Source organism: Agaribacillus sp. DX54, assembly GCF_056858335.1.
On record NZ_JBXEQE010000019.1, the window covers coordinates 99,252 to 123,772 of the forward strand.

At 40.4% G+C, this 24,521-nt stretch carries 21 protein-coding genes and 2 pseudogenes; 20 read left to right on the forward strand and 3 right to left on the reverse strand.

Annotated features, from left to right (window positions below; translation table 11 throughout):
- The first annotated feature begins 237 nt into the window (after window positions 1–237).
- The 17 genes and pseudogenes from AC04NP_RS19220 (at window position 238) to AC04NP_RS19300 (ending at window position 18,281) form a co-directional block, all read left to right on the forward strand.
- A complete protein-coding gene (locus AC04NP_RS19220) occupies window positions 238–5,022 on the forward strand; it encodes a carboxypeptidase-like regulatory domain-containing protein (protein WP_482861555.1) in 4,785 nt (1,594 codons plus the stop codon).
- Window positions 5,023–5,109: 87 nt separating this feature from the next.
- Window positions 5,110–6,129 carry an alpha-2-macroglobulin family protein gene (locus AC04NP_RS19225; RefSeq protein WP_482861556.1) on the forward strand — a complete coding sequence of 340 codons (1,020 nt, stop codon included), beginning with the start codon at window positions 5,110–5,112 and terminating at the stop codon, window positions 6,127–6,129.
- Between the two features lie 462 nt (window positions 6,130–6,591).
- Window positions 6,592–7,158 carry a Crp/Fnr family transcriptional regulator gene (locus AC04NP_RS19230; RefSeq protein ID WP_482861557.1) on the forward strand — a complete coding sequence of 189 codons (567 nt, stop codon included), beginning with the start codon at window positions 6,592–6,594 and terminating at the stop codon, window positions 7,156–7,158.
- Window positions 7,159–7,252: 94 nt separating this feature from the next.
- Entirely contained in the window at window positions 7,253–7,705 is a 453-nt protein-coding gene (locus tag AC04NP_RS19235; RefSeq protein WP_482861558.1) for a hypothetical protein, read from the forward strand.
- A gap of 12 nt (window positions 7,706–7,717) precedes the next feature.
- Window positions 7,718–8,101, forward strand: a complete 384-nt coding sequence (locus tag AC04NP_RS19240; RefSeq protein WP_482861559.1) for a hypothetical protein — start codon at window positions 7,718–7,720, stop codon at window positions 8,099–8,101.
- A 65-nt stretch (window positions 8,102–8,166) separates the two neighbouring features.
- Complete coding sequence (locus tag AC04NP_RS19245) at window positions 8,167–8,949, forward strand: SDR family NAD(P)-dependent oxidoreductase (protein ID WP_482861560.1); 783 nt, start codon at window positions 8,167–8,169, stop codon at window positions 8,947–8,949.
- 32 nt (window positions 8,950–8,981) lie between these two features.
- Entirely contained in the window at window positions 8,982–10,376 is a 1,395-nt protein-coding gene (locus AC04NP_RS19250; protein ID WP_482861561.1) for an aldehyde dehydrogenase, read from the forward strand.
- Between the two features lie 875 nt (window positions 10,377–11,251).
- The gene (locus AC04NP_RS19255; RefSeq protein WP_482861562.1) at window positions 11,252–11,629 is read left to right on the forward strand and encodes a MerC domain-containing protein; all 378 of its coding nucleotides are present in this window, start codon (window positions 11,252–11,254) and stop codon (window positions 11,627–11,629) included.
- Window positions 11,630–11,695: 66 nt separating this feature from the next.
- Window positions 11,696–12,073 carry a SaoD/DsrE family protein gene (locus AC04NP_RS19260; RefSeq protein ID WP_482861563.1) on the forward strand — a complete coding sequence of 126 codons (378 nt, stop codon included), beginning with the start codon at window positions 11,696–11,698 and terminating at the stop codon, window positions 12,071–12,073.
- A pseudogene (locus tag AC04NP_RS19265) lies at window positions 12,070–12,153 on the forward strand (hypothetical protein); the annotation flags it as partial. The gene AC04NP_RS19260 and the pseudogene AC04NP_RS19265, both read left to right, overlap by 4 nt.
- A 76-nt stretch (window positions 12,154–12,229) precedes the next feature.
- On the forward strand, window positions 12,230–12,322 hold the full coding sequence (locus tag AC04NP_RS19270) for a hypothetical protein (protein WP_482861564.1): 93 nt from the start codon (window positions 12,230–12,232) through the stop codon (window positions 12,320–12,322).
- Window positions 12,306–12,728 carry a phosphoribosyl-AMP cyclohydrolase gene (locus tag AC04NP_RS19275; protein WP_482861565.1) on the forward strand — a complete coding sequence of 141 codons (423 nt, stop codon included), beginning with the start codon at window positions 12,306–12,308 and terminating at the stop codon, window positions 12,726–12,728. Before AC04NP_RS19270 ends, AC04NP_RS19275 begins: the two co-directional genes overlap by 17 nt.
- Window positions 12,729–12,822: 94 nt before the next feature.
- Window positions 12,823–14,046 (forward strand): GTP-binding protein, encoded by a 1,224-nt coding sequence (locus tag AC04NP_RS19280; protein ID WP_482861566.1) that lies wholly within the window; start codon window positions 12,823–12,825, stop codon window positions 14,044–14,046.
- Between the two features lie 73 nt (window positions 14,047–14,119).
- Window positions 14,120–14,992: pseudogene (locus tag AC04NP_RS19285) on the forward strand (cysteine--tRNA ligase); the annotation flags it as partial.
- Window positions 14,993–15,629: 637 nt separating this feature from the next.
- Window positions 15,630–17,195 carry an IS21 family transposase gene (gene istA, locus AC04NP_RS19290; RefSeq protein WP_482861567.1) on the forward strand — a complete coding sequence of 522 codons (1,566 nt, stop codon included), beginning with the start codon at window positions 15,630–15,632 and terminating at the stop codon, window positions 17,193–17,195.
- A gap of 12 nt (window positions 17,196–17,207) precedes the next feature.
- Window positions 17,208–17,951, forward strand: a complete 744-nt coding sequence (istB, locus tag AC04NP_RS19295) for an IS21-like element helper ATPase IstB (protein ID WP_482861568.1) — start codon at window positions 17,208–17,210, stop codon at window positions 17,949–17,951.
- 102 nt (window positions 17,952–18,053) lie between these two features.
- The gene (locus AC04NP_RS19300; RefSeq protein ID WP_482861569.1) at window positions 18,054–18,281 is read left to right on the forward strand and encodes a hypothetical protein; all 228 of its coding nucleotides are present in this window, start codon (window positions 18,054–18,056) and stop codon (window positions 18,279–18,281) included.
- A 15-nt stretch (window positions 18,282–18,296) separates the two neighbouring features.
- On the opposite strand, the gene AC04NP_RS19305 is transcribed toward AC04NP_RS19300, so the two are convergent.
- A complete protein-coding gene (locus tag AC04NP_RS19305; RefSeq protein WP_482861570.1) occupies window positions 18,297–19,046 on the reverse strand; it encodes a hypothetical protein in 750 nt (249 codons plus the stop codon).
- Window positions 19,047–19,239: 193 nt separating this feature from the next.
- On the opposite strand from AC04NP_RS19305, the gene AC04NP_RS19310 reads away from it, so the two are divergent.
- Window positions 19,240–20,124, forward strand: coding sequence for a hypothetical protein (locus AC04NP_RS19310; RefSeq protein WP_482861571.1), 885 nt, complete (start codon window positions 19,240–19,242; stop codon window positions 20,122–20,124).
- Here AC04NP_RS19310 and AC04NP_RS19315 read toward each other — a convergent pair.
- Both AC04NP_RS19315 and AC04NP_RS19320 read right to left on the reverse strand, forming a co-directional pair.
- Window positions 20,121–20,657 carry a hypothetical protein gene (locus AC04NP_RS19315; protein WP_482861572.1) on the reverse strand — a complete coding sequence of 179 codons (537 nt, stop codon included), beginning with the start codon at window positions 20,655–20,657 and terminating at the stop codon, window positions 20,121–20,123. The genes AC04NP_RS19310 and AC04NP_RS19315 overlap by 4 nt on opposite strands.
- Before the next feature lie 256 nt (window positions 20,658–20,913).
- A complete protein-coding gene (locus AC04NP_RS19320; protein ID WP_482861573.1) occupies window positions 20,914–21,171 on the reverse strand; it encodes a hypothetical protein in 258 nt (85 codons plus the stop codon).
- Window positions 21,172–21,591: 420 nt separating this feature from the next.
- On the opposite strand from AC04NP_RS19320, the gene AC04NP_RS19325 reads away from it, so the two are divergent.
- Window positions 21,592–22,161: a tyrosine-type recombinase/integrase gene (locus AC04NP_RS19325; RefSeq protein WP_482861574.1), complete on the forward strand. Its 570-nt coding sequence runs from the start codon at window positions 21,592–21,594 to the stop codon at window positions 22,159–22,161.
- A 330-nt stretch (window positions 22,162–22,491) separates the two neighbouring features.
- The gene (locus AC04NP_RS19330; RefSeq protein WP_482861575.1) at window positions 22,492–24,327 is read left to right on the forward strand and encodes a tail fiber domain-containing protein; all 1,836 of its coding nucleotides are present in this window, start codon (window positions 22,492–22,494) and stop codon (window positions 24,325–24,327) included.
- The last annotated feature ends 194 nt before the right edge of the window (window positions 24,328–24,521 follow it).

Here is a 24,521-nt window from a genome sequence, read left to right on the forward strand (position 1 = left end):
ATCCTTCCCATCTTTTAAAAAACCAGGAAAAAGATGAGAAATTTCGATTTAGACTGTCGTAATTCAATTATCATGAAAAGATTAATGCAATCAATTTTAGCTCGTTAGGCCTTTCTCTTTTAAAAAACATAATTGCGAACTATTTATGGAATATGCGGGGATCGGGCATCATTTAATTAAAGCTGCTATTTTAGCCTTTGAATAAAATTTATACCCATTTAATTATTGAATATTGGTATGAGAAGAGTTGGTTTTCTTTTTCTATTTCTGTTAAGTTTTATTTCCAAAGCACAGGTTTCACCCGGGGATAGTAGGCAATCGAGTTATCTAACATACTTGTATCAGATTTCTACTTCTCAAACTGAGCAAATCGTAAAGAAGGGTATCAACGAGGTCGACGAAAGCTATTTTACCAATTTGGCTACCGAATATCCGACAGATAGTCTGCCACAAGCCGATTTACCCTTTGGAAACTACCTTAAGGTAAGAGCCGTCCAAAACCAGCTTGAGCTTGACTTGGTAACGATTTCAAACGTTGAAATCAAAATACTAAATAATGGTTCTGATCTTAATATACTAGTCTTTGATGCCGATGGTGTTGAGATTAAAGATGCCGTCATTAGATTGGGTTCAAAGCGTCTGAAATATGATGCTAAAACAAATTCCTACCGTATAAAGAAGAACAATTCAAAGGGGATTATTACTGTCAACTACAATGGTATCACCTCACATTTTGGCATGGATAGAGAAATCGACTATTCTAAATTCAGAAGAACCATTAATGCAATCTTCTATAGTGTTCCGCTGAAGTTCATTACGATTCCGGTTACACTCATCATTAAGTCACCTTATGATCTTTACCGAAGTTTGAAAACACGACGACCAAAGGGACTTTTCTACTACGTCTATAAGCCATTTGCCGATGTGGTAAGATCTATTAGTTGGGGAGAGCCACAGGGTTTTATCCGTCCAATTGCCTGTATTTTTGATGACTACCACTGTAAAAATGGCAAGGATCATAAAGGATTCATAGCACTAAATAAACCGAGATATAGACCCGGAGACACCGTAAGACTCAAAACCTATTTACTCACCCATCGGGATAAACTGGTACAGAAGGAACTGGAGGTATGGATAGGATCGGGCTGGAGGTTCAATAGAAAAAATTCCAAAAGAATCGAAACGCTCTCGCCCTACCGACCTGGCTTCTATGAAACGGAATTTATTCTTCATGACAGCCTAAAGTTGAAACTGGATTCCGAAATAAGAATTCATTTAGTACGAAATGGAGAATGCTTACTCAATGAGTCGATATCTTATGAAGACTACGAATTAGATCAGGCAAATTTTGAACTTAGGCTCTCATCAGATGAAATTTCACAGGGAGACTCCATAACTGCATTTCTTAAAGGAACGGATACCAACGGTCTTAATCTTCTGGATGCCTCGGCTGAAATATCAGTATATCCAGTGGTACTGAATGAACTGGTCTCAGATTCACTTTATCTTAAAAACACAATTTGGCAGACTTCCACAAAACTGGCTGCAACTGGTGAAACAGACATTATCTTATCATCCAACATTTTTCCCGAAGCAGACATAGAATATAAGTTGGTTGCAAAGTTCATTACAGCGGATTTTGAAGTACATCAGGAAGTTAAAAGCTTCCGGTATGTTCTTAAAAGGAAGGAATTAAAATACGAACTATTGGGTGATACATTGAATTTGAGCATTTGGCGGGGCGATTCGCTGATGCCTGAAAAGGCCTTAATAACCGGACTTGATAATAAGCAAAGCACAACTGATGTCCAGACGCTTAACCTTCCCGGTCATATTAAGCTCAATCCATTAAGAACCGAATATATTGTGAAAACAACATCACTTACTGATACCATTTCGATAAGGAATGAATCAAGTCAGGTCGACATATTCGCCAAAAGGGATACAGATTCTTTGAGCATTCGTTTAGCCAATCCCAGAGGGGTTGACGTCAGGTATTTCCTGTATCGAAAAAATAGAGAAGTCGAAAGGGGATTAGGTAAAGACTGGAACCTTCAGTTAAAAACGACTACGCAAAAAGACTATTTTATATCCGTTAATTACGTGTGGGCAGGAAAGGCCTATGATAGAAATTATAGAATCTCACTAGAGAAGTCCAATTTGGAAGTTGAATCCAATATGCCAGCTCTTGTTTATCCTGGTAAGAATCAGGAAGTCAGGGTATCGGTGACCAATTCCAAAGGAAAAGCAATGGAAGGCGTGGACGTAACGGCTTTTGGATTAAAAAGTCAATTTGAAGGATATACCCCTCCTGAACTACTAAAATTTGAAAAGACCTATGCTGACAGAAAACTTATCAACAATTTTAATCTAAAAAACACTGCGCTGGATAAAGACATTGAACGTAAAAATCTGAACTGGCAGGTATGGAATGCAAAAATGATTCTGGATTCGATTAGCTATTACCAGTTCATCTACCCCGAAAATGGCATTTACAACCAAGCCTTTCCTGCTACGGACTCTATTACTCAGTTTGCTCCGTATGTCGTTCAGGATGGAGCAATACTTCCTGTTCACATAGTTTATCTGGATGAAATGCCCATTTATTTCAGTATGGCAGAGCATGAACGAAAATACTCTTTTGCATCTAAAGAGGGCTATCATCATCTCAAAATAAGAACGGCCAATCTCGAAATTGAATTTGATTCAGTGCACTTCGTAAAAGGTCATAGGAACGTAGTTTCTCTAGATGCTGATCAAATAGAAACTGTAGCGAAACCTTCCCAACTAACGATCCAGGAAAAGCGTCTTGCCAATAGGTATTTGACACAAGTACACCATCTTGGTTTAAAGTCTTATATAAAGCAGGATGACCGGGTATATTGGAGTCCTCAAAACAAGTATACTATACAAGTGGGACCACTCAACCCTTATGCAGATGCTACCTATAAGGTCATGGATTCCTATGAGATTGATTTCAAATTCGAATCCGGATTTAAATATGAGTTCTCTGAAAAACTAGTAAAAATGAAATCCTCAGATTTACAGAGATTGTATATAAATCCCAATGAACGAACTCCGTCTTTAAATGATTATATTCTTACAGAAAAGGATATCTATGAGTTTATTCAATCAGTAGAGAATAACAAACAGGCAAACTACAAATATCTTGAATATCCAAAGGAAACGACTGACGGAAAAGGAACGCTTGCCTTGTGGAATCCCTACCCTAGAAAGCTCAAGCCCAAGAACTATGTCATTTTCAAAAGCGCAGACCCTTCGTTCATTCGTGTCTATGGAGGCAGCACACCAGTTTTTCATGACTTGGAGCCAGGAATCTATGACACTTACGTTTTGCTTGATGATAACGATTATCTAGAAAAGAGAAGTGTTGAAGCCCGGCCCAATACTACCCTTTACCTTAAACTGGACGTTGCGTGTATCCAGCAATCAGATTCCGTAAGCCTTTATTTCAATGACATTATTAGCAGGAATGTCAAGTCCGTTGGCGAAGGCTATTATTCCGCCTTTCGAGATTTCAATAGGCTGAAGTCAATCTATAATATGACGAGAAGACAGCCAATACCATCTGGGGACATCGTGTCTGGAATTATTACCGACGAGACTGGGCTTGGGATACCGGGAGTAAGTGTTTTGGTGAAGGGGACCACCATTGGAACTGTGACTGATTTGGAGGGCAGGTATCAGATTTCCGTACCGGGAAGTGCGGTATTAGTTTATTCATTTGTAGGTTATAATACTCAGGAGATTAACGTTGGGTTTCGCTCTTATATAGATGTAGGACTTACACCGGGTATTCAACAATTAGAGGAAGTCGTTATTGTTGGGTACGGGGTGCATACAAAGAAACCTCTGACGGCATCAACCGTGACTGTAGAAGCACATGATGCACTAAGTGGAAAAATTGCTGGTGTGGTAATTTCAGGAACCCCAGGAAGCTCAGCAGGCATAAGAATAAGAGGAATGTCAAGTGTCAGAGCTGATAATTCACCACTTTTCTTGATAGACGGAGTGCTTTATGATGGAGCCGATTTGGATTTGACCCCTGATGACATTGAAAGATTGGAATTCTTAATGGGCGATCAAGCTACAGCGATTTATGGTTCAAGAGCTGCAAATGGTGTTGTCATAGTAAACCTTAAAGACGACTCTCAAGCAAAAAAGATGGTTGAGTTACAATATTTTGATCTGACAAGCTTTCCAGATATAAGCCAAGCAAATCCTATCAGAAGAAATTTTTCCGACTATGCTTTTTGGCAACCCTCACTTACAACCAATAGGAAAGGAGTTGCCACTTTCAAAATGACGTTCCCTGATGATGTCACCTCTTGGAATACGTATTTTTTAGCGGCTCAAGGGAACAAAAGAACCGGACAAACTCAAATAGAAGTTAGGTCATTCGAACCAGTAATGGGAACACTTTCATTACCAAGGTTCCTCGTCATTGGTGACTCAACACAAATCCTGGGTCGTGCCCTGAATTATTCACCAGATACACTTAGTCTAACAACAACCTTCGAGATCAATGAAAAGGCCATTGAAAATCAAGTAACCGTACCGAAAGCTCATCTTGATTCAACCATGATAAGCCCTTCAACTTTGGATAGCCTTAAACTGAAATATTTTATTCAGACAGAAAAAGGTTACAAGGATGGAGAACTTAGAAGGCTTCCGGTTTATCGAAAAGGAGTAATAGAAACTAAGGGTGTATTCAAGGTAATAGATAAACCACAACGTTACCGATTGGGCACAGATTCCATAAAAGGAGAAGTCACGATCCGAGCCGATGGAAATGAACTGCCTGTTTTACTCGAAGAAATAGAAGCCATCAAGAACTACCCTCACGCCTGTAATGAGCAAACAGCATCCAAGGTCAAAGCACTTCTCTGTGAGCGTGAGATCAAAGGATTTTTAGGAGAGTCATTTAAACACGATGACCAGATCAAACGACATATCAAACGTCTGGTTAATTCCACAAATAAACAAGGGTTATGGGGCTAGTGGCCGAAAGGTAATACGGTTAACTGGATAACCAGACATGTTCTTCAGGCTTTACTTGACGCAAAGCGGATAGGCTTTGAGGTTCCTTTGAAATATGATTTTATCATCGACGAGCTTGTAGCTCAACTAGGCATGCAAGGCCAAAACAAACTGGACATTATTGAGCTACTTTACCTTCTGGATGCCAAAATCGATTACCCTTCCCATCTTGAACCATTGGACAGTACATCCCTTGATCTGGAAGATCAATTCAAATTAATCCGCCTAAAACAGAAACTTGAGCTAACAAACTACACATTGGACAGTCTTTGGGCATACCAACAGGAAACCATGTTAGGAGGTATATTCTGGAAATCTGATGGTATTTGGGTATACAGGGACTCTAATCTGCTCACCCTTTTGGCATTGGAAATATTAAAACACGAAGAAGGCCATGCTACTGAGAAACAGGCTATCATAAATTATCTACTTGGAGAACGGAAACAAGGTTATTGGCGAAATACCCTTGAAGCATCCAGAATTGTTAAGTCCATTCTGCCTCTCATACTTAGTAAGGAAGAAAATTATGTGCCTGCATCATTAAAGATAACTGGAGACCATAGCGATGAGGTTAATCAATTCCCATATGAATCTATAGCTACTTTATCCAATGAAATTCAGTTTAAAAAAGAGGGGCCCGGTCCTGTTTACCTCACTGTTTATCAGAAAAGCTTTAATGAGAACCCTAAAAAAGTAGAAGGTAATTTTGTGGTTAACAGCAGTTTGGGTTCAGCAAAAAATACACTACAAAAAGGTAAAGAAGTCAATCTTACAGTAGATTTTTCGGTAAAAAAAGATGCTGAATTTGTCATGGTGGAAATTCCAATCCCAGCGGGTTGCAGTTTTACAGATAAGCCTAAAGCGAGATGGCCGGAAGTGCATAGGGAATATTACAGAGACAGAGTTGCCGTATTTTATGAAGTGCTGAAGATGGGAGAATATAAAGCGAATATACCCTTAATGCCTCGCTACACAGGTGCGTATTCATTAAACCCTGCCAGGGCTGAGCTGATGTATTTCCCTACCAGGTATGGAAGAGAAGGAATTAAAATGATCAGGATAGAATAGCTTTCAAATTTGGTTTGAAGAGAGACAGTGGTTCTTTGGGAAAAATACTTTCGAAATACTTGTCCTATGGATATGTTTGTCCATTCTTTTCTACGGACAAAAAACAGGCAAAAATATGATGAGAAATAGCGTGCTTCAGTTGGGAATGGGTGAGAAAGAAAAATAGATAAAAAGGCACTTTAACAGTATTTTCCCCAACTTTTTAAAAGTTAGGAAATAAATGAGAAAAATGATTTGACATTGAAACACTGAGGTAAATGACCTCAACAGAATAGCAAAATGAACCTGTTTTGAATATTCATAAACGAGAATTTATCTCCAATCCGGTTTAGTGCCTGCTTGTATAGTAGATAATGATCAGATTATGGAAAATCAGCTACTGGTTTAAGAAAAAATGAATAGCCGCACATTAACGGGGTTATAATAAGGAATTTCCCAAGAGATTGGTTATCTTAATTTTATATGTTCCGGTCAGATCAATTCATAGCTAAAGAGCATTTGCAAAAATGGAGTGAGAAATTAGGCTTTGAATTCAAAACTCAAAGTGCAAAAAAAGGTGAAGTGTTTTTGAAGCATAAACAGAGGTGTCACTATTTCTATTACTTTTCGAAAGGTTTTATCAGACTCTACTACCTGGATCTTGATGGACAGGAGATGACCCATTGGTTTTCAGCAGAAAATATGATGATAACCTCTCCTTTTAGCTTTTTTAAAGAGGAGACGAACATTTTGAATTTTCAGGCGCTTGAAGATACTGAGCTTATTCTTATCACTAAAGATCAATTAAACCTGCTAAGTGATCAAATAGACCAGGCTAACAAAGCCTTTCAAAGTTTATTTGTGGAATTTGCCATGAGATTAAGCCGGAGAGTCATGAGTATTCACACCGAATCTGCCGAATACCGCTATCTGAAACTTCTCGAAGAACACCCGCTTATTTTTCAAAAAGCCAAGCTTGCCCATATCTCCTCTTACCTGGGCATCACACAGCAAAGCCTGAGTAGGATCAGAAAAAAATTAGTCCATTAATCGTTTTTTACCATAGGGTAAATTTTTCCTCTTCAAATCCTCCCAACTTTGTTCTCAACAAGGCAGCAAGCACTGCAAAATAGAACAAAGAAGCATGAAAAAAATATTAATTATCGTTAGCAAGGGGCAATTCTCCAAAAGACAAACAAAGAGCCTGGAGTCACTAATCAGGCAAAACTATAAGACCCATATAAGTGCAGATTCCCTTTTGATCATTTGGAATCAGGTTCCGGCAGAAAACATCTTCCATGATTATAAGAATGAGCAGCCTTCTATTCTGGCGATAGAATCCAATGAAAATGTTGAGCAACACCAAAGGGTGGTAATGTTTGAAGCCTGTGCAAGAGACTGGCTGCAAATAACCGGACAAAGGATAGACCAGCTTATCATCAGTGTGTTGGATACCCCGGTATTTAATACGCTACTCCAAAGGAATAGCAAACATCTAACCATTCCGGGAAAAGTAAAATACTTTCTAAGGTTGGGCGCTGACCTGCTCTCATCACGAACTCTCAAAGGGTATTACACTTTCAATTCATCATTTTAAAATCAACGACTCATGCCTGTTTATTTCATATTATCTAAAGCAAAACTCTCAAAGGAAGAAAAAGAAAAACTGGTGAAGGAGGTGACCGATACTCACTGCGCTACCACAGGTGCCCCTTCAAATTTTGTCACCGTTCTGTTCTTGTCCGGCTATCGCTTGAAACAAGGGAAAAAAGCGATGCTTTTGGGAAATATCAGAACCGGAGGCAACCGAACCCAGGAAATTATTGATCGACTGGAACATGGACTCATCATGGCCATGGCAAACACATTGCAAGAACCGGCTACTAAAATAGGGCGGCAATTCTTAGGAGTCCATTCCAACTGGGTATGGGAAGGTGGAGAAGTCCTACCACCACCGGGAGAGGAGAGAACAGCACCTCTCTTTATGGATTAACTAAATGATGTAAAGTATATGGCGAGTAAGAAATCAAATCATTAATCATTCTAACAAACACAAAAATGAAAAACACAGCTTTAATCACAGGAGCAGCAGGTGGAATCGGTAAGGAGTTTGCCAATATTCACGCTCAAACAGGAGGCGACATTGTCGCTGTCGATTTAAATGCAGAAGGCCTGAAAGCCCTGAAGCAAGCATTGGAGGAAAAGTATGGCGTGGAAGTCTATACTATCGTCAAAAACCTCGCTCAAGCGTCTTCCACTCAGGAGATCTATGACGAGGTAAAGCGTCATGACATCGAAATTGACTATTTGATCAATAACGCTGGTTTTGGTGGAGTAGGAAAATTTCACGAAAGGGAATGGTCTCAGGATTTGGCGATGATTCAGGTCAATATTATTGCACTAACGGCCTTAACCCGTCACTTCTTGCCTGACTTTGTTGAAAGAAATGCTGGTAAAATTCTAAACGTTTCATCAACTGTCAGCTTGGTTCCCGGACCATTGCAAGCAGTATATTTTGCCACAAAAGCATTCGTTACCTCTTTCAGTAATGCGCTTTCCGGTGAACTCGATAAATCGAATGTTACTGTAACTGCTTTGTTACCTGGTGCAACACAGACAGGATTCGGGGCACACTCAGGCATGGCGAAAACAGCCATTTACAAAAAGCCGGCCAACGCAGCAGATGTTGCAAAAGACGGTTATAACGCTATGATGAAAGGTGAGTTGGAGATCATTTCCGGAATCCCCTTTTCACAGCGACTGGAACTTTCTTTCGCTCCATTGATGCCTAAGAAAAAACTCATCAAAAAAATCCGAAAAGAACAAGAGGTTAAAGACTAATCTCACTTTAAAAATATTAAAAGCAAAAGATCATGAATACATTGATAAAGAAGACAACTACTGAGCAGGAAGTTCAGCAATTAGTTGAAGATCAAAGAAAGTATTTCAATAGTAATGTCACGCGCTCAGTGGAGTTTAGACTTGAGCAACTGAAGAAATTCAGGAACCTGATCAAGGCACATGAAGATGACTTGCATGAAGCGATTTACAAGGACTTTGGGAAGTCTAAATACGACAACCAATTGACGGAAATTTTTCCTCTTTATGAAGAATTGGATATCGCTATCAAAAATGTTAGAAGATGGGTAAAACATCGTAAAGTCAAAACTAACCTGATGAATCAGCCTGCCAAGAGCTATTTGGTACCTGAGCCTTTGGGTGTGTCTTTGGTGATAGGTGCATGGAACTTCCCCTACAACCTTTCATTAATTCCAGTGGTAGGCTCTATGGTGGCAGGAAATACTACTATCCTAAAAACAAGTGAGTTATCAGCAGTAACCAGTCGGGCAATGGCAAAGCTCATCAATGAGAATTTTGATGCCAGCTACCTGCATGTAGTAGAAGGAGGAATTCCTGAGACCACCGCTCTGTTAGATCAGCGCTTCGATAAGATTTTCTTCACGGGAAGTCCGCAGGTTGGTAAAATTGTAAACAAAGCAGCAGCTCCTAACCTTACAAGCGTGACATTGGAGCTGGGAGGTAAGAACCCTGCCTTATTTACAAAAGATGCTTCAATTGATGTTGGTGTGAAGCGAATGGTCTGGGCAAAATTCCTGAATTCAGGTCAATTATGCCTTGCTCCTGATTATGTTTTGGTTCATAAAAGCATAAAGAGCAAAGTCCTTGAGAGAATTGTGCATGAAATCAAAAAGCATAACTATTCCGTCGAAAATCAAAACTTCGTTAGAATCATCAACGAAAGAAATTTTGATAGAGTAGTCTCATTGATCGATCCGGAAAAAATTCACTTCGGAGGGAAGACAAACAGAGCAGAGCGAACTATTGAGCCTACAGTACTCAACAATGTGACACTCGGAGATGATGTAATGCAAGATGAGATTTTTGGTCCGATCCTTCCGGTAGTGGAGTATGAGACCATCGATGAAGCGTTCGAAATCATCAAAAGTTTTGAGAAGCCGCTTGCAGCTTACTTATTCTCTAATAATAATAAAATTAAAGATAGATTTTTGAGTGAAATCCCTTTTGGTAGTGGGGGAATCAATGATGCGGTTATGCAAAACAACAACTCAAACCTTCCTTTTGGTGGTGTTGGAAATAGTGGTATGGGACGTTACCACGGGAAGTATAGTTTTGAATGCTTTTCACACTTCAAGGCCGTACTTGACAAGTCGAATTTCTTCGAATCGGATCTCAAATATTATGGTCATTCAGACAGACAAATGAAGTTGATCAAAAAGTTGAGCTAGGAAATATGAAAAATGGTAGTATCAGCCGCTTAATGTGATGTTGAGCGGCTGAATATTCAATTCATTTTAATGACAGAATAGATTTCGTGGGTTTGTAAAGCTGGACCTTTCCATCATTCACAGTCTCATGGTATTCAGACAAAAATATGTTGGGAAACGGTTTTTTTAGTTAAGAAAGACTAGGAACGATTGGAAAGCGTGCGAAGAGATGAGAAAGAAAAATAGATCAAAAGCTACATTACAAGGAATTTGCCCAACTTTTTCTCATCAATTTCCCAACTGGGTTCTTATTTAATTTCTCAACTCCAGCAATGCCACGCATTCTGCGTGACAGGTTTGTTTGGCTTAAAAATGTACTTTAGTGCATGTATAGGGCTTTCTTGATGATTAAAGCTTTCGCTCGGACAAAGAACGGACAAAAGCGTGTTCATTTCTCAGTTTTTTCCTATCCGAGTTGAGGAAAAGATGGGAAATGCTTCTCAACTTTTAAGAAGTTAGGAAAAAGGTTGGGAATTGTAATTCTATTGTTTATTAAAACTCGAGGTGTTTTACAAATCGAGTAATTATTGAACTTCATTAAAGTATTTGAAACTACATCAATAATCAAATTTTACATTCCTTACAAATACCCCTAAGCGTGTAATCAACACTAACAACTGAGAACTCATAAGAGATCTCTACCTCTGGCACTGCTATTTCTTCAAGACAGTAGGTTTTATGACATTCCTCACAAACAAAGTGAGCATGGTGGTTAGCATGGGTTCTGTCATGACAGTTAACGTCACTAAGAGCACATTTTATAAATGCAACAGTATTGCATTTATTCTTTTTAGTGTTATTTTTGCAACAATGTTGCATTTATTAAATCTATTAGTATGAAGAATCAATTTGTAGGATTGCACCTGGATTTTATTGGATTCATTACCTCCCTGCTCTGCGCCTTGCATTGTGCGGCCTTACCTATTTTGCTTAGCATGGCACCATTAGCAGGGCTTCAATTTCTAGCTAATCCATGGATAGAATATGTCATTATCCTGCTAAGCTTTTTTATTGCCTCTAATGCACTTATACATGGCTATCGCAAGCATCATCATAAGCTGCTGGCATTAACTATCGCTGTAATAGGATTTGTCCTGATTGGTTTAGGTCAGGTATTAGAACCCGAATGGAGGGAGGCTTTACTAACTTCTAGTGGAGGCACCATCATAGCAATCGCTCATTTGGTCAACTGGAAACAAGTAAAGGGATCGTAGATAGGGACTCCTTAATGATTGCATCAAGAAAAAATTGCATTGCAGTGAACCAAAACTAATACCATTATGAAAGTAGCTTATATTTTTAAGACTAACATGGCTTCTACTTTTCAGCTAGCAACCATGATTCTGCCTCAATTGGAGCAAAAAATACATGGAGTGGAAGTAGTGGGTATGTTCTTTTTTGACGAAAACACACATGTGCTGAGACAGGGAAATGAAACCGGAGAGCGACTTAACAAGATAGCCAAGGAAAGTGGAATGCTGGTCATGGCCTGTGACCAATGTGCTCTAAGACGCGATTTGGCTAAGGGGAAATTTGATCAATGCGGTACCGGAAGTGTACAACCTAAAAACATGATTGAAGTGGGGCAGGTAGGTTGTTTTCCTCAGTTGTATAGTGCATTAAGTGGCAATATGCCAGACTTGGTAATTACACTTTGAAAAAAGTATTTGAATATACGGTTTTTGTTGTCATACGCTTCTATAAGCTATGTATTTCCCCATACCTTCCACCTTCATGTAGGCATGTGCCCAGTTGCTCCGGGTACATGGAGGAAGCCATCCAAGAATGGGGTGGGTGTAGCCACAGGGGTGTATATGGGCTTGATACGCCTTTGCAAGTGCCACCTTTGGGGTACACATGGATACGACCCTGTTCCAAAAAAAGAAAAAAATGGACAAGATAAATAATTATGCAGCCATAGAACTTGAAGAAGGACTTCAGTTTACGCCCCGGTTTGATAAACGCGGAGGGCTCCTGCCAGTGGCGGTACAGGAAATAGACACTGGACAAATTCTGATGCTGGCCTCCATAAATGAAGAAGCACTGCATGAGACCATAAAAACTGGTCTGGCTACCTTCCGGAGCACATCCCGCAATCAACTTTGGACAAAAGGAGAAACTTCTGGAGATGTTCTCAAGGTAGAAAACATATTGATAGACTGTGATCAAGATGCACTTGTGTATCAAGTAACATTGCTAGGTAATGGGGTTTGCCACACTTTTGACCAGCAAGGTAACCGCCGAAAGGCCTGTTTTTACCGAGAACTAAATTTGGAAAAAAACAACCTTCAGTTCATTAAAGGCTTGCAATAATAAAGGTGTGCGTCCGCTATTGAATTGGAAATGCAAAACAGATATTGACGATGTTTCCAAATTGATTGTATCAGAATAAATTTTTAAAACAAAAATGCTTAAGACAAAAAAATTACCTGTAACAGTTCTTAGTGGATTCCTAGGGGCTGGAAAGACCACTCTTTTAAATCACGTTCTACACAATAAAGAAGGGCTGAAAGTAGCAGTCATTGTAAATGACATGAGCGAAGTAAATGTAGATGCAGACCTGGTAAAAAGCGAAAACACGCTCTCCAGAACAGAAGAAAAGCTAGTGGAGATGAGTAACGGTTGTATATGCTGCACTTTAAGGGAAGACTTGATGGTCGAAGTAGAGCGGTTAGCGAATGAAGACAGGTTCGACTACCTATTAATTGAAAGTACTGGAATAAGTGAACCTGTGCCGGTAGCACAAACATTCAGCTTTGTAGATGAAGAAAACGGAATTGACCTTTCCAAATTCAGCTACATCGACACCATGGTAACGGTGGTTGATGCTTTTAATTTTTTTAAAGATTTCGGAAGTCCTGAGAGGTTAATGGACAGAGAACTAACAGATATGGAAGGTGATGATCGTACAATCGTGAACCTTTTAACCGATCAGGTAGAGTTTGCCAATGTGATTATACTGAACAAGGCAGATATAGTAACCAAAGAAACAATAGGTGTTCTTCGATCAACCATAAAAAAGCTTAACCCTGCTGCTAAAATTATTGAGTCTTCATTTAGCAAAGTGAATCCTAAAGAAATTTTGAATACTGGCCTTTTTGATTTTGAAGAAGCGGAGCAGAGCGCAGGTTGGCTAGAAGAGTTAAATAAAGAAGAACATACTCCTGAGACAGAAGAGTACGGAATAAATTCATTTGTTTATAGAAGTCGGAAGCCATTTGATCCGGTAAGGTTTTGGAGCTATGTGCAAGAAAAATTTCCCAGCACTGTAATACGAAGTAAAGGGCTATTTTGGATTGCATCGCGACCCGAACAAGCTTTGGTCTGGGGACAAGCAGGTGGATCACTAAGGGCTGATAGTGCGGGTGTATGGTGGAGCGGTATGCCTTTTGAGGAGCGCATAAGGTATGCAGGCTTTATGGAAAATCGACAACTCATTGAATCTGGGTGGGATAAAAAATTTGGGGATAGGAAAAACGAAATCGTCTTTATTGGTCAGGATATGGATGAAGAATTGATTAAATCCGATTTGGATAGTTGCCTAAGTACAGAAGACGAGTTGGCAACTAATCTCTGGGTGGATGGGTATAAGGACCACTGGCCAGTCCAAAGATTCTTTGAGGTGAGCTAAATACTTACTATTATCTGAATCTTCAAGTTTACACGTATTTTATTGAATTAATTATTTTAACTACAAGACATGAATGGGGTCCAATTTAGAGTTAATAGTCGTAAAAATTCCACTTACAGGCAAAAAAGAGCTATTCTCTCCTATTGTACAAGGTAAGGTAGGCATGTATTTGTGTGGCCCTACTGTCTATGGTGAACCTCATCTGGGGCATGCCCGTTCTGCAATTACCTTTGATGTAGTATATCGGTACTTAACGTACCTTGGATATAAAGTACGATACGTGCGAAACATCACCGATGTGGGCCATCTTGAAGATGAACTAAGTGGAGAAGGTGAAGACAAGGTTGCCAGGAAAGCCCGATTGGAGCAACTTGAACCCATGGAAGTGGCCCAACGATACACCAATTTATATCGTGATATGATGGCCATGCTCAACGTATTATCACCTTCCATAGAACCAATAGCCTCCGGACACATTATGGAGCAGATAGAGGTGATTAAACAGATTATTTCAAATGGTATGGCCTATGAAACTGAAGGGTCAGTTTATCTTGATGTCATATCATATGCTGAAAAATACCATTATGGTGAACTATCCGGCAGGGTGTTGGAAGAGTTGCTGGCTGGAAGCCGTTCACTGGAAGGACAAAAAGAAAAAAAGCATCCGGCTGATTTTGCCTTGTGGAAAAAAGCGGAAGCCACACATATCATGCAATGGCCATCACCCTGGGGAAAGGGTTTCCCCGGCTGGCATATAGAGTGTACAGCCATGAGCAGCAAGTATTTAGGCTTACCTTTTGATATTCATGGAGGTGGTATGGAGCTTAAATTCCCACATCATGAGGCAGAGATCGCCCAGAGTTATGCCGCTTTCGGCTGCTCACCGGTCAATTATTGGATGCACAACAATATGATGACCCTGGAAGGACAAAAAATGGCAAAGTCTGATGATTGATTAGTGGTTGAGGCGTTCATAGGGACTATTAAAATATCAATAAGAATTTGAGAGCTATTGATTAAATATAAGAGAGAAAGGCATGTGGTTCGAGGGCAACCTGTCTATATTATACGATATTAATAACAAAAGTGAGGGCAAAATCAGTATCCCTATTATTTTTTGTCTCGAAATTCCGATTTCAATTCTAAGAGAACCAAGCATTCTGTATGATATGTTTGTTTTGGCTTAAAAAGTTGTCTCCTAAGCCTGTATAGGCCTTTTTTTAACTATTCACTGTCCTGTGTGGACAAAGATCGGACAAAAGCATGTTCATTTCTCAGTTTTTTCTCATTTCAAATAGGAAAAAGATGGGAAATGGTTCCCAGTTTTTTAAAAGATCGGAAATGAATGGAAAAAAATGCTAAGATTGTTTTTAATGGGAGACAAGCAGATAAGATTCTGAACCTTGTGTCATCAGCAAATAACTTTGTACAGTAATCGGCAATTAGTAATGTATTGATTTCGGAAAATACAAATGTACATTTCCAGTGACAGGAAGTGGGCTTTGACCCATGGGCCAAAGCCCACTTCCTGAACCTCAATTTTGATTATCTCTGCAATTTTTAACATTTAAAATATTGCAGGAATGACAAATAGGGACTTAAATAACTGGATGATGTATTATGAAATCAAGCGTCTATCACGATTAGGCTTCAAAGCGGCCAGAATTGGCAGATATCTGGGGATCGATAGAAGAACCGTAGAAAAAAGACTGGCCATGGACGAACAGGAATATGAGCGATTTCTGTCAAGTAGTCAGGATCGTGCTAAGAAGCTTTCCCCTTATGAAGCTTTTGTAAAGTCAAAATTGGAAGCCTTTACAGATACTTCAACCGCTCAAATGTTTGACTGGTTAAAAGAGCGCTATACTGACCTGCCAAAAGTCAGCACACGCACTGTATACAATTTTGTCATGTATGTTCGTGGCAAGTATAACCTGCCGGTAGTACCTTCTCAGAGAGACTATTTTCCTGTAGAAGAGCTGCCGTTTGGCCATCAGGCCCAGGTAGACTTTGGACAATATAACATGCGGCTTACATCGGGCGGTAAGAAAAAAGTTTGGTTTTTTGCTATGGTGTTGTCCAGGAGCAGGTACAAGTTTGTCCTTTTCTCAGACAAGGCTTTTACTGCAATGACCGTTTGCCAGGCCCATGAGCAGGCATTTGGCTACTTCGGGGGCATCCCTGAAGTTGTGGTTTATGATCAGGACCGTACCCTGCTGGTAGATGAGAACCTGGGCCAGTTGCTGCTTACCGCTGACTTCTGTCAATATGTGAAGGCACGTGGGTACAAGTTGCATTTCTGCAGGAAGGCTGACCCGGAGAGCAAGGGGAAAGTTGAAAGTGTGATACAGTATGTGAAGAAGAATTTTTTATACAATCGCACTTATATCGATTTGGAAACCCTCAACGATGAAGCTTTGGCCTGGCTGGGTAGAACAGCCAATTACCTCAAACATCATGTGACCAAAATAAGCCCGATTGAAGCTTTCCATACCGAGCGATCTTATCTAAACACCTATAAGCCATTACCCATGCAGGATAACAGTGAAAAGGAAACCCGCTACCTTGTCAGAAAGGACAGGACAGTCAATTACAGGGGAAATTTTTATTCTGTACCCACAGCAGTGTACCAGGGGGCTGATACTTTTGTCTTGCTCAAAGAGCTGGATAGCCATTTGTTTATCTACAACCTGGTGTGGGAACATATCTGCATGCATAAAATACCGGAAGGTAGTGGAAAAAAAGTCATCAACACCAATCATAAAAGAGACCATTCCCTGTCTATTGAAAGGCTGATGGAGGAGGCCTGCGGGCACTTCACTGATAAAATGAACGCTTTGGCTTATTTAAATCAGATACGGGAAACTTATCCCAGATATATCAGGGATCAGACCCAGGCTATTTTAAGAGCGGTCAGGAGTGGGAATGCCCAGGTAGCAGATAAATCCCTGGCATTTTGCCTGAAAAACCAGGTCTTTAATGCGGTTGACTTTGAACAGGTCTATACTGTTTTTTTCCTGGAACAGGGCGCACCAGCACCAAAAGACAAAACCACCATTCAACTGCTGGACAAAAAAAGCCTGGAAAAAGCATCCCAGACCCCTGAAAAAAGTAATCTGGACGACTATGAAGATATTTTTAATCGATAAATATAATGAACCATGACAAAAACAGAACAGATCAAGGCCTATTGTGCAAAATTGAGATTATCAGCATTATCGACTAATTTTGACCAACTGGTAGCGGAGGCTGAGCAAAATCAGCTCAGCTACCTGGATCTTGTTAAAAACCTGATGGAATCCGAAATGAGTTACAGAAAACAAAAAGAGCTGGAACGAAGAACTAAGAGGGCGCGGCTTCCCTTGCAATACAACCTGGAATTGTATGACCACTCCTCTCAGAACGGTCTTGGTAAAAAGCAACTCAATCAACTGCGGGAATTAAAATGGCTGGAGCAAAATTTTAATATCGTACTAATGGGCCCTTCGGGCACTGGGAAGACCTACATCGCTGCCGGCCTTTGTTTTGATGCCATCGACAAAGGTTATCTGGCCTACTTTAAAACCATGGAGGAGCTGGTAAAAGTACTGAAAATGAAAGATATGACCAGAACCGCTGCCGCAGAATACAATCGCATCATGAAGGCTCATTTGCTGGTCATAGATGACATTATGATGTTTCCGGTATCAAAACAGGACGCTGTGGCGTTTTTCAACCTGATCAATGAACTCCATCAGCGCACATCTTTGATCATTACCACAAACAAGGCACCAAAACAATGGACTGAGGTATTGCAGGACAAGGTGCTAACTACCGCATTACTGGATAGAATACTATACAGATGTGAGATCATAAAACTTCAAGGAAATAGTTATCGAATGCAGCGCCGGAAAACTATTTTTTAACTAAATTTAGACCTGGAAATTTGTACATCCTTATTTTCCGTTTTCTGTACATCCCAAATTGCCGAAAAATGTACATTATTGATTGCTGGTAACATTAAGGCTATGGTCAATCTTGGATCAAGCGAATTTGAGCATATTGAGGAGTCCTTTAATCGACAATTCTATAAGCATATTGACTGGATGTATGAAGCCATAGAGGCGGGCATCAGGTTTAACCATGATCAAGTGACCGCCAATGCGCACTATATGGATATTCGTCGTGTTTCCACCAAACGTATCATACTCATGGCCAATAAGATCGTGAAGCAAGTCAGGCAAAGCAATAAATGACGATTGATTTGATGATTACCTGTAAAGCGCTAAGGTTTCTTCGAGAATTTCTTCGCAAGTATCCAGCACCCATTCCACATCGTTTGGGTCTGCCCTTCGGTTTTCTTTATTAAGCCAACTGCTTATGATGGATGCGTTTAAATATCCTGGACAGTCCTTTCTTAAGCCGAATATAAAACCGGGTAAAAGTCCTATATCCCGAAGCCTCTGTAGCTTGATTTTGGACTCTTCATCAATAGGAAGGTAATGCTCACCAATAGTCTTGTAGTTACCCTTAGAAACAGCCCTTTTGCCTTCTTCATTTTCGCCGTCAGGAAGCTTGGAATACAGATCGGACAAAAGACATAGATGACTTGCATTGGCTTTTTTGATTTTACCCTCAACCCATCTATAGACAGTAACAGAAGCCGGTTTTCTGATATTAAACATCTTAAGCACTCTGTGCAGTTTTATCCCTGTACGCTCAATTTCCGCGTTGATGTGATCAATATATTTTTGAGTTACAGGCGCCATTCTTTTTGTCTCATCCTTCTCATCTTCCAGGATACACTTAAGATTGGTATAAAGATCCTTCGAGACTTCCCTGATTTCACCACTCAACACACCCACCAAAAAAGCTGCATCACATTCCACAGGCAGATCTTTGGTTTGTTGAACAAGCTTTCTAGGTGAAAGCCCGGTTTTGAGCATCTTCCGGCTAAGCTCAGATCGAAGCGCTTCGGTAATTATTAGATTTTTCAGCTTTCTCTTATCTGATTTACTCATAGGTTGATTATAAGCCTGGAAGAGTTAATAGACAATGAACAAAATCTACAATTTTATGAAAATGGTACGCTTTAATAACACACTACAAACAGTTCCATTTAATGGATAAAATGTCTTCTTTCCTTAAAACTCTATTAACCATAATGTCTTAAAATAGATTAGGTAGATGGGGCAATAACATTAGGGGAAAAAGATGTCAGAGGACAATAGGGTAAATAAAGAAAACAGGATATTTCATGGTGAGCTATCCGGCTCCATGTATGGTCTACATGCCGGAACCTACATGTCCGAGCTTCACAACCACCAATCTGAGCATAAGAAGCAGCAGGAAAAGAAACGTTTTGAGGAGCTAATGAAGATGACTCTTGAAACTCCACGTGATGTTGCGGATCTATTAGAAGGTTTGAAGCAGGTTGCCAATGAGATCGAAACTTCTATCAAAAAGACCAAGTCTTATAAAGATGCTTATGATAGTCAAGACATAGCCACACTTACGCTTATTCTTGAAAATGACGGTATAAATGTAAACGGGCTAACGGATAGGGAAAAATTAGAGGCTGCGCATGAGCAAATTCTAGCCAATCTCGATAAGGTGGGTAAAGACATTGAAATCTTTAAGGAGGGCAATAACAAGATCCTTGATAGTGATGTGGCAGAGCCAGAGCAAATCCAAGAAGCGCAAAAGAACTTGGAAAAGGCGGCTGAGTGGGAAAAAGAGATAAAAGATTTGCAATCGCAATATGACCGTGAAAATACAAATGACTTTATTTCAAAGAAAGACTCAGAGTTGTGGAATAATGAAAATTTATCATCTCCTAATCTTATTTTGGAAGGCATAAATAGAGTGCAGCCTGACCCGTTTGCAAACATAAAAGTAGATGGTGGTTCAAAGGCCGAAAATCAATCCATCTCTCATGCGAGTTCAATAAGTGACGACCCTTTCGCGGAAGTTGCTCAGAGTATTTCAGACCCGTTTAATAAAGTTGCTCAAGGGCTGAATATAAAAGAAAAGACCCTCGAAAATGAAGTTCCAAGTCGCGAACCGATCCAGCCAACTACATCTCTTCAACCAGGTTAGTTATTTGCTAGTGTCAAGCTGGTCTCTGCACTTGTGCCAAGAGAGGCAAGGCCATATGCCTTAGCGTGTGCCTCTGTAATTTGAGGAATGTAGCCAACGATTTCAACAGGTGTGAATACACCATCCCCACCTTCATATTCACCGCCATTTTTATCAAACTTTTTGCCCTTGATAAATGCGCCAACACCAGTCTTTCTTTGCTCACTACTCTCCTCATAAAGAACAACGATTTCAGTTGGGAAATTTGTGCGCTTAGGATCATTGAACATGATACGAAGCATTTTGGCATAATCCTCGGCAGAATATTTTGGATCAACACCACCCGAAACATGCAAAACAAGTTCAGGCTTTAAATAAGAAATCTTACGAGCTACACCACCTGTACCCTTTTGTACCGGATTATTGCTATCGAACCAAGCTAACTTTTCATTGCCTGTGTCAATAAAATGTTGTTGTGCCGAAGCTTCATTACTATTCGCTGTAACGAACGCAAGCACTAAAATTCCCGTTGTAAGTAATCCTGCTTTTTTCATGGTTTTATCCTTCTTTAAGCGATCCCTTATACCATAGATTCCGCTTGTGTTGCAACTGTTTATATTCATTTCGTTAAGATTTTAAGATTAGAAAAAGTCAATGTTCTTGATCAGGAACATTGACTGGCAATGATCAGAATGATCACGATTACGGCGATGATGCCCCAAATATTGTTTTCTTTTTTCTTTCTGTAGACTCTGCCTACTTCTTCGTATTTAGCCATGTTTATTTTGATTTAATTTAATTTTCAATTGACTACTGGAGTGCCGTTACAAACAAATTCCATAGAAACCGCCTGATGGAAGCATTGATTAATAAAATGATAATGACAAAGGCCAGCTTCATAAGTGCATCAGCCGCCCTGCCAATCCATAGCCCTACCAGCCCCAACCCTAAACCACCCATAAACATGCCCAGCCCATCCCCGTAGTCAAAGCCCATGATTGCTCCTGAAAAGCCACCAATAACTGCTAAGAGCGGTCCGAAAAACCCTTCACTTTTCTTGCTACTCATAACTTATTAAGTGTAGATGTAGCCTTTTCCTAAACAGGTGGGACAATCGTTTTTATGCCCGGTTAGCTTCTTCATAAAACCGCTACCGCTTGTGACCTTCCCGGTCCCAAAACATGTGTCGCATTTTTTCTTTTTCATAAGGTTGTTTTTTAAGAATTTGAACAATAGTAATCACTCCACCAAGACCCTGAAATGGCCTCTGAATGGCCTTAATTGTCGGTATCTGAGCGATTTTGTCCGAAAATTACCTATAGTTCGTCACCGTGAGGCTTTTTCTTGACATATGCCCCTTTTGTTATTATTCATAATGAGGAAGATCGGCTCAAATTCTGCTTAAAATGAAGATATTGAGCGTTTTTCCTTGATTTTTTGTCCGAGAATAGGTAATACTCGGACAGTTATCTTGAGAAAGAAAATATCATGTATAAAAACACAATGTCACTATATGACAACAATGGACAGCGTAAGTATTTGAACCAAAATGAAAGGCTCAGATTTTTAGAAATCACAAAGCAGCAACCTACAGAAATAAGATTGTTTTGTCAGTTGCTCTATTATACCGGGGCACGCATAGCCGAAACCCATAATCTCACAACTGAGCGTATTGATGTCTCCAATGGCACAGTGGTTATTGAAAGTCTCAAGAAAAGAAAGCGCGGGATCTATCGTGAAATTCCAATTCCAGAGTTCTTACTGAATGACCTGAAAGAATACTGTGATAAGGTGAAGCTTCAAAAAGGGTCTCGCTTATGGTCGTTTTCGCTTCGCACAGCTTCCAGGCAGATTAAACGTGTAATGAAACTAGCCAATATAAAAGGAGTACGCGGATGCGCTAAAGGGCTGCGTCATGGTTTCGCCGTGAATGCCGTGACTAAGGTTCCCCTCACTTTGGTTAAGAAATGGCTTGGTCATTGCGCCCTTGAAACAACCGAAATTTATCTCAACATTGTCGGTGTGGAGGAGCGTGAAATTGCAAGCCGCATTTGGTGATGACAAAAAATCGGCAATAAGAAATTCAGCGCATGCACGCCACAGCTTCATGCGCTTGAAGACAACTCTTACAGATAAACGGCCTTCTAAAGGCCTTGCAACAAATTCTATATGAACAAACCACAGACCATCATAATCCTATCATTTTTCTTCACCAATCCTATTACTTATGATAGGATTAAATCCCTTTTGTGATAGGAAAAAATATCAAAAGTCTTTCAACTGTACTTTATTAACAGGAGATGGAGCGTCTGACCATAAAATAGAACTGGAGCACAATAGGAATGTGGGATAGTATTTATTCTGCACGAGCCAATTGGAGGTTAAACAATGAACTTTATTAAGCACTTTTTTAGTAACAGGAAAACAGCTTTTCTAACAACTGCTGCTGCACTACTCTTTATTCCAACAGCATCCTATGCAGCGCCACCAGCCGTTGATGCGTCTTGCGCAGATGATCCGATTGGATCAATCGCTCAATTCCGTAGCGGCACCAATCACATCTCTGTGGTTTGTGGCGCAGATAATGTTTGGCGCGAGTTCACCGACACCAGTGCAGGAACGGGTGCCAGCAGCGCTATCCTTGAACTCACAGGGTCTTTTATCTTGAATGATCTGAGTGCGGATTGTACGGCTAATTCCAGTAAGATTGAATATGTTCATGCAACTGGTACCTGGTCTTGTGATACGAATGTTTGGGCTGATCAACTGCAAAATGCACGCACAATTGGTGGTGTATCTTTTAATGGTACAGCTAATATTGTGCCACAGACCATTGATGTCACAACAGACACGGGCAATGTAAACCATTCTGTTACGTTTCTTGATGGTACAACCGGTGCACAACGTCCAAAGACTGATCCAGGATTAACTTACAATCCGAGCACAAATACACTGACGGCTGGAACATTTATTGGTGCCTTCTCTGGCGTAGCAACAAATGCTGATAATGTGAACACAGACACAGATACAGGCAATGCAACGCACTATCTGGGATATTATGATGCGAATAACGGCAGCTATCAGCGTACAAAAACAGATGCGAATTTGACGTTTAACCCAAACACAAATATCCTTACTACGACAACGTTTTCTGGCGCGCTTTCAGGCACAGCGACAAATGCCAATAACATCAATACAGATATAGACTCAGGCAATGCGACGCACTATGTTGGATTCTATGATGCGAATAGTGGTGCTGTGCAGCGCCCAAAAACAGACGCTGGCCTGATATACAATCCGGGCACAAATAACTTGTGGATCGGCGGTTCTTTAACTGTTAATGGTGGGTATCTGACCATCACAGGATTGCCCGTTTGTACAGGCAATAGCAGTAAACTAGAATATAGTAACGGATTATGGACTTGTGATAGCACTGTGCATGCCGACGCTCTTGCCTCAAACCCTTCAAATTGTGGGAGTGGACAAGCCGCGCGAGGTATCAGTGCATCAGGTGCGGCAGAAGGCTGTTTTACACCCAGTGCCAGCCTGCCCTCTTCTGGCACAATGACAGGCACACTTACACTGAACAACGGATCAAGCACAACAAGTGGTCTATTGAACTTTGGTAGCCAGGTTCGCCAAATGATCAATCTTTGGGGCACGCGCTATGGCATCGGGGTAACAAACGGTGCCATTTATTTCCGCACAGACAATGGCGGCGGCTTCCAATTCTGTGAAGGTGGCTCGCATACAGCCGCTCTTTGGAATTGTAACGGTGGAACATTAGCCTTCCGCATCGACTCGAGCAACAATGCCTGGCTCAATGGAACACTGACACAAGCTTCTGACATACGCCTGAAAAAAGATATTTCAACATTGGATAGTGTGAGCACACTGCAGAAAGTTATTGCGCTTCGTGGCGTTTCTTATCGCTGGAATGAGAAAGCAGGCAAGGACGGTGATTACAAAGACAGAGCTGAAGTTGGTTTAATCGCTCAGGAAGTCCAAAAACTCTTCCCTGAAGTTGTTCATGAGGGTGGAGAAGGATATCTCTCTGTTTCTTACTCAAATCTAATCTCGCCAATTATTGTGGCTGTCCAGGAAGTTTGGGGGCATGTTCAAAGCAATGCGTGGAGAATAGATGCCCTGGAAGCTGAAATTGAGGAGCTTAAACTTCAAAATGCAGAACTTATAAAACGCCTTGAGAAACCAGGGAACAAATAGAAGACAAGACCAATCAATGAAAGCGCTTCTTCCTAAAAACCTTGTTCTGCTGGGATTATTCTTCCTTGCATTTCCTTCCCTGAGCGCAAATGAAGCGATATAAGCGATGCTTATACACCAGGCACACTTACGTTCAATGCCGGTTTAATCCTTCCGATTTCCTGAAAAACCGGGAAATTGATAGGAAAAGAACC

Coding starts and splice junctions, on each gene's coding strand:
- AC04NP_RS19220 (WP_482861555.1), top strand. CDS start 238: ATGAGAAGAGTTGGTTTTCTTTTTCTATTTCTGTTAAGTTTTATTTCC.
- AC04NP_RS19230 (WP_482861557.1), top strand. CDS start 6,592: ATGTTCCGGTCAGATCAATTCATAGCTAAAGAGCATTTGCAAAAATGG.
- AC04NP_RS19235 (WP_482861558.1), top strand. CDS start 7,253: ATGAAAAAAATATTAATTATCGTTAGCAAGGGGCAATTCTCCAAAAGA.
- AC04NP_RS19240 (WP_482861559.1), top strand. CDS start 7,718: ATGCCTGTTTATTTCATATTATCTAAAGCAAAACTCTCAAAGGAAGAA.
- AC04NP_RS19245 (WP_482861560.1), top strand. CDS start 8,167: ATGAAAAACACAGCTTTAATCACAGGAGCAGCAGGTGGAATCGGTAAG.
- AC04NP_RS19250 (WP_482861561.1), top strand. CDS start 8,982: ATGAATACATTGATAAAGAAGACAACTACTGAGCAGGAAGTTCAGCAA.
- AC04NP_RS19255 (WP_482861562.1), top strand. CDS start 11,252: ATGAAGAATCAATTTGTAGGATTGCACCTGGATTTTATTGGATTCATT.
- AC04NP_RS19260 (WP_482861563.1), top strand. CDS start 11,696: ATGAAAGTAGCTTATATTTTTAAGACTAACATGGCTTCTACTTTTCAG.
- AC04NP_RS19270 (WP_482861564.1), top strand. CDS start 12,230: ATGGGCTTGATACGCCTTTGCAAGTGCCACCTTTGGGGTACACATGGA.
- AC04NP_RS19275 (WP_482861565.1), top strand. CDS start 12,306: ATGGACAAGATAAATAATTATGCAGCCATAGAACTTGAAGAAGGACTT.
- AC04NP_RS19280 (WP_482861566.1), top strand. CDS start 12,823: ATGCTTAAGACAAAAAAATTACCTGTAACAGTTCTTAGTGGATTCCTA.
- istA (WP_482861567.1), top strand. CDS start 15,630: ATGACAAATAGGGACTTAAATAACTGGATGATGTATTATGAAATCAAG.
- istB (WP_482861568.1), top strand. CDS start 17,208: ATGACAAAAACAGAACAGATCAAGGCCTATTGTGCAAAATTGAGATTA.
- AC04NP_RS19300 (WP_482861569.1), top strand. CDS start 18,054: ATGGTCAATCTTGGATCAAGCGAATTTGAGCATATTGAGGAGTCCTTT.
- AC04NP_RS19305 (WP_482861570.1), bottom strand. CDS start 19,046: ATGAGTAAATCAGATAAGAGAAAGCTGAAAAATCTAATAATTACCGAA.
- AC04NP_RS19310 (WP_482861571.1), top strand. CDS start 19,240: ATGTCAGAGGACAATAGGGTAAATAAAGAAAACAGGATATTTCATGGT.
- AC04NP_RS19315 (WP_482861572.1), bottom strand. CDS start 20,657: ATGAAAAAAGCAGGATTACTTACAACGGGAATTTTAGTGCTTGCGTTC.
- AC04NP_RS19320 (WP_482861573.1), bottom strand. CDS start 21,171: ATGAGTAGCAAGAAAAGTGAAGGGTTTTTCGGACCGCTCTTAGCAGTT.
- AC04NP_RS19325 (WP_482861574.1), top strand. CDS start 21,592: ATGTATAAAAACACAATGTCACTATATGACAACAATGGACAGCGTAAG.
- AC04NP_RS19330 (WP_482861575.1), top strand. CDS start 22,492: ATGAACTTTATTAAGCACTTTTTTAGTAACAGGAAAACAGCTTTTCTA.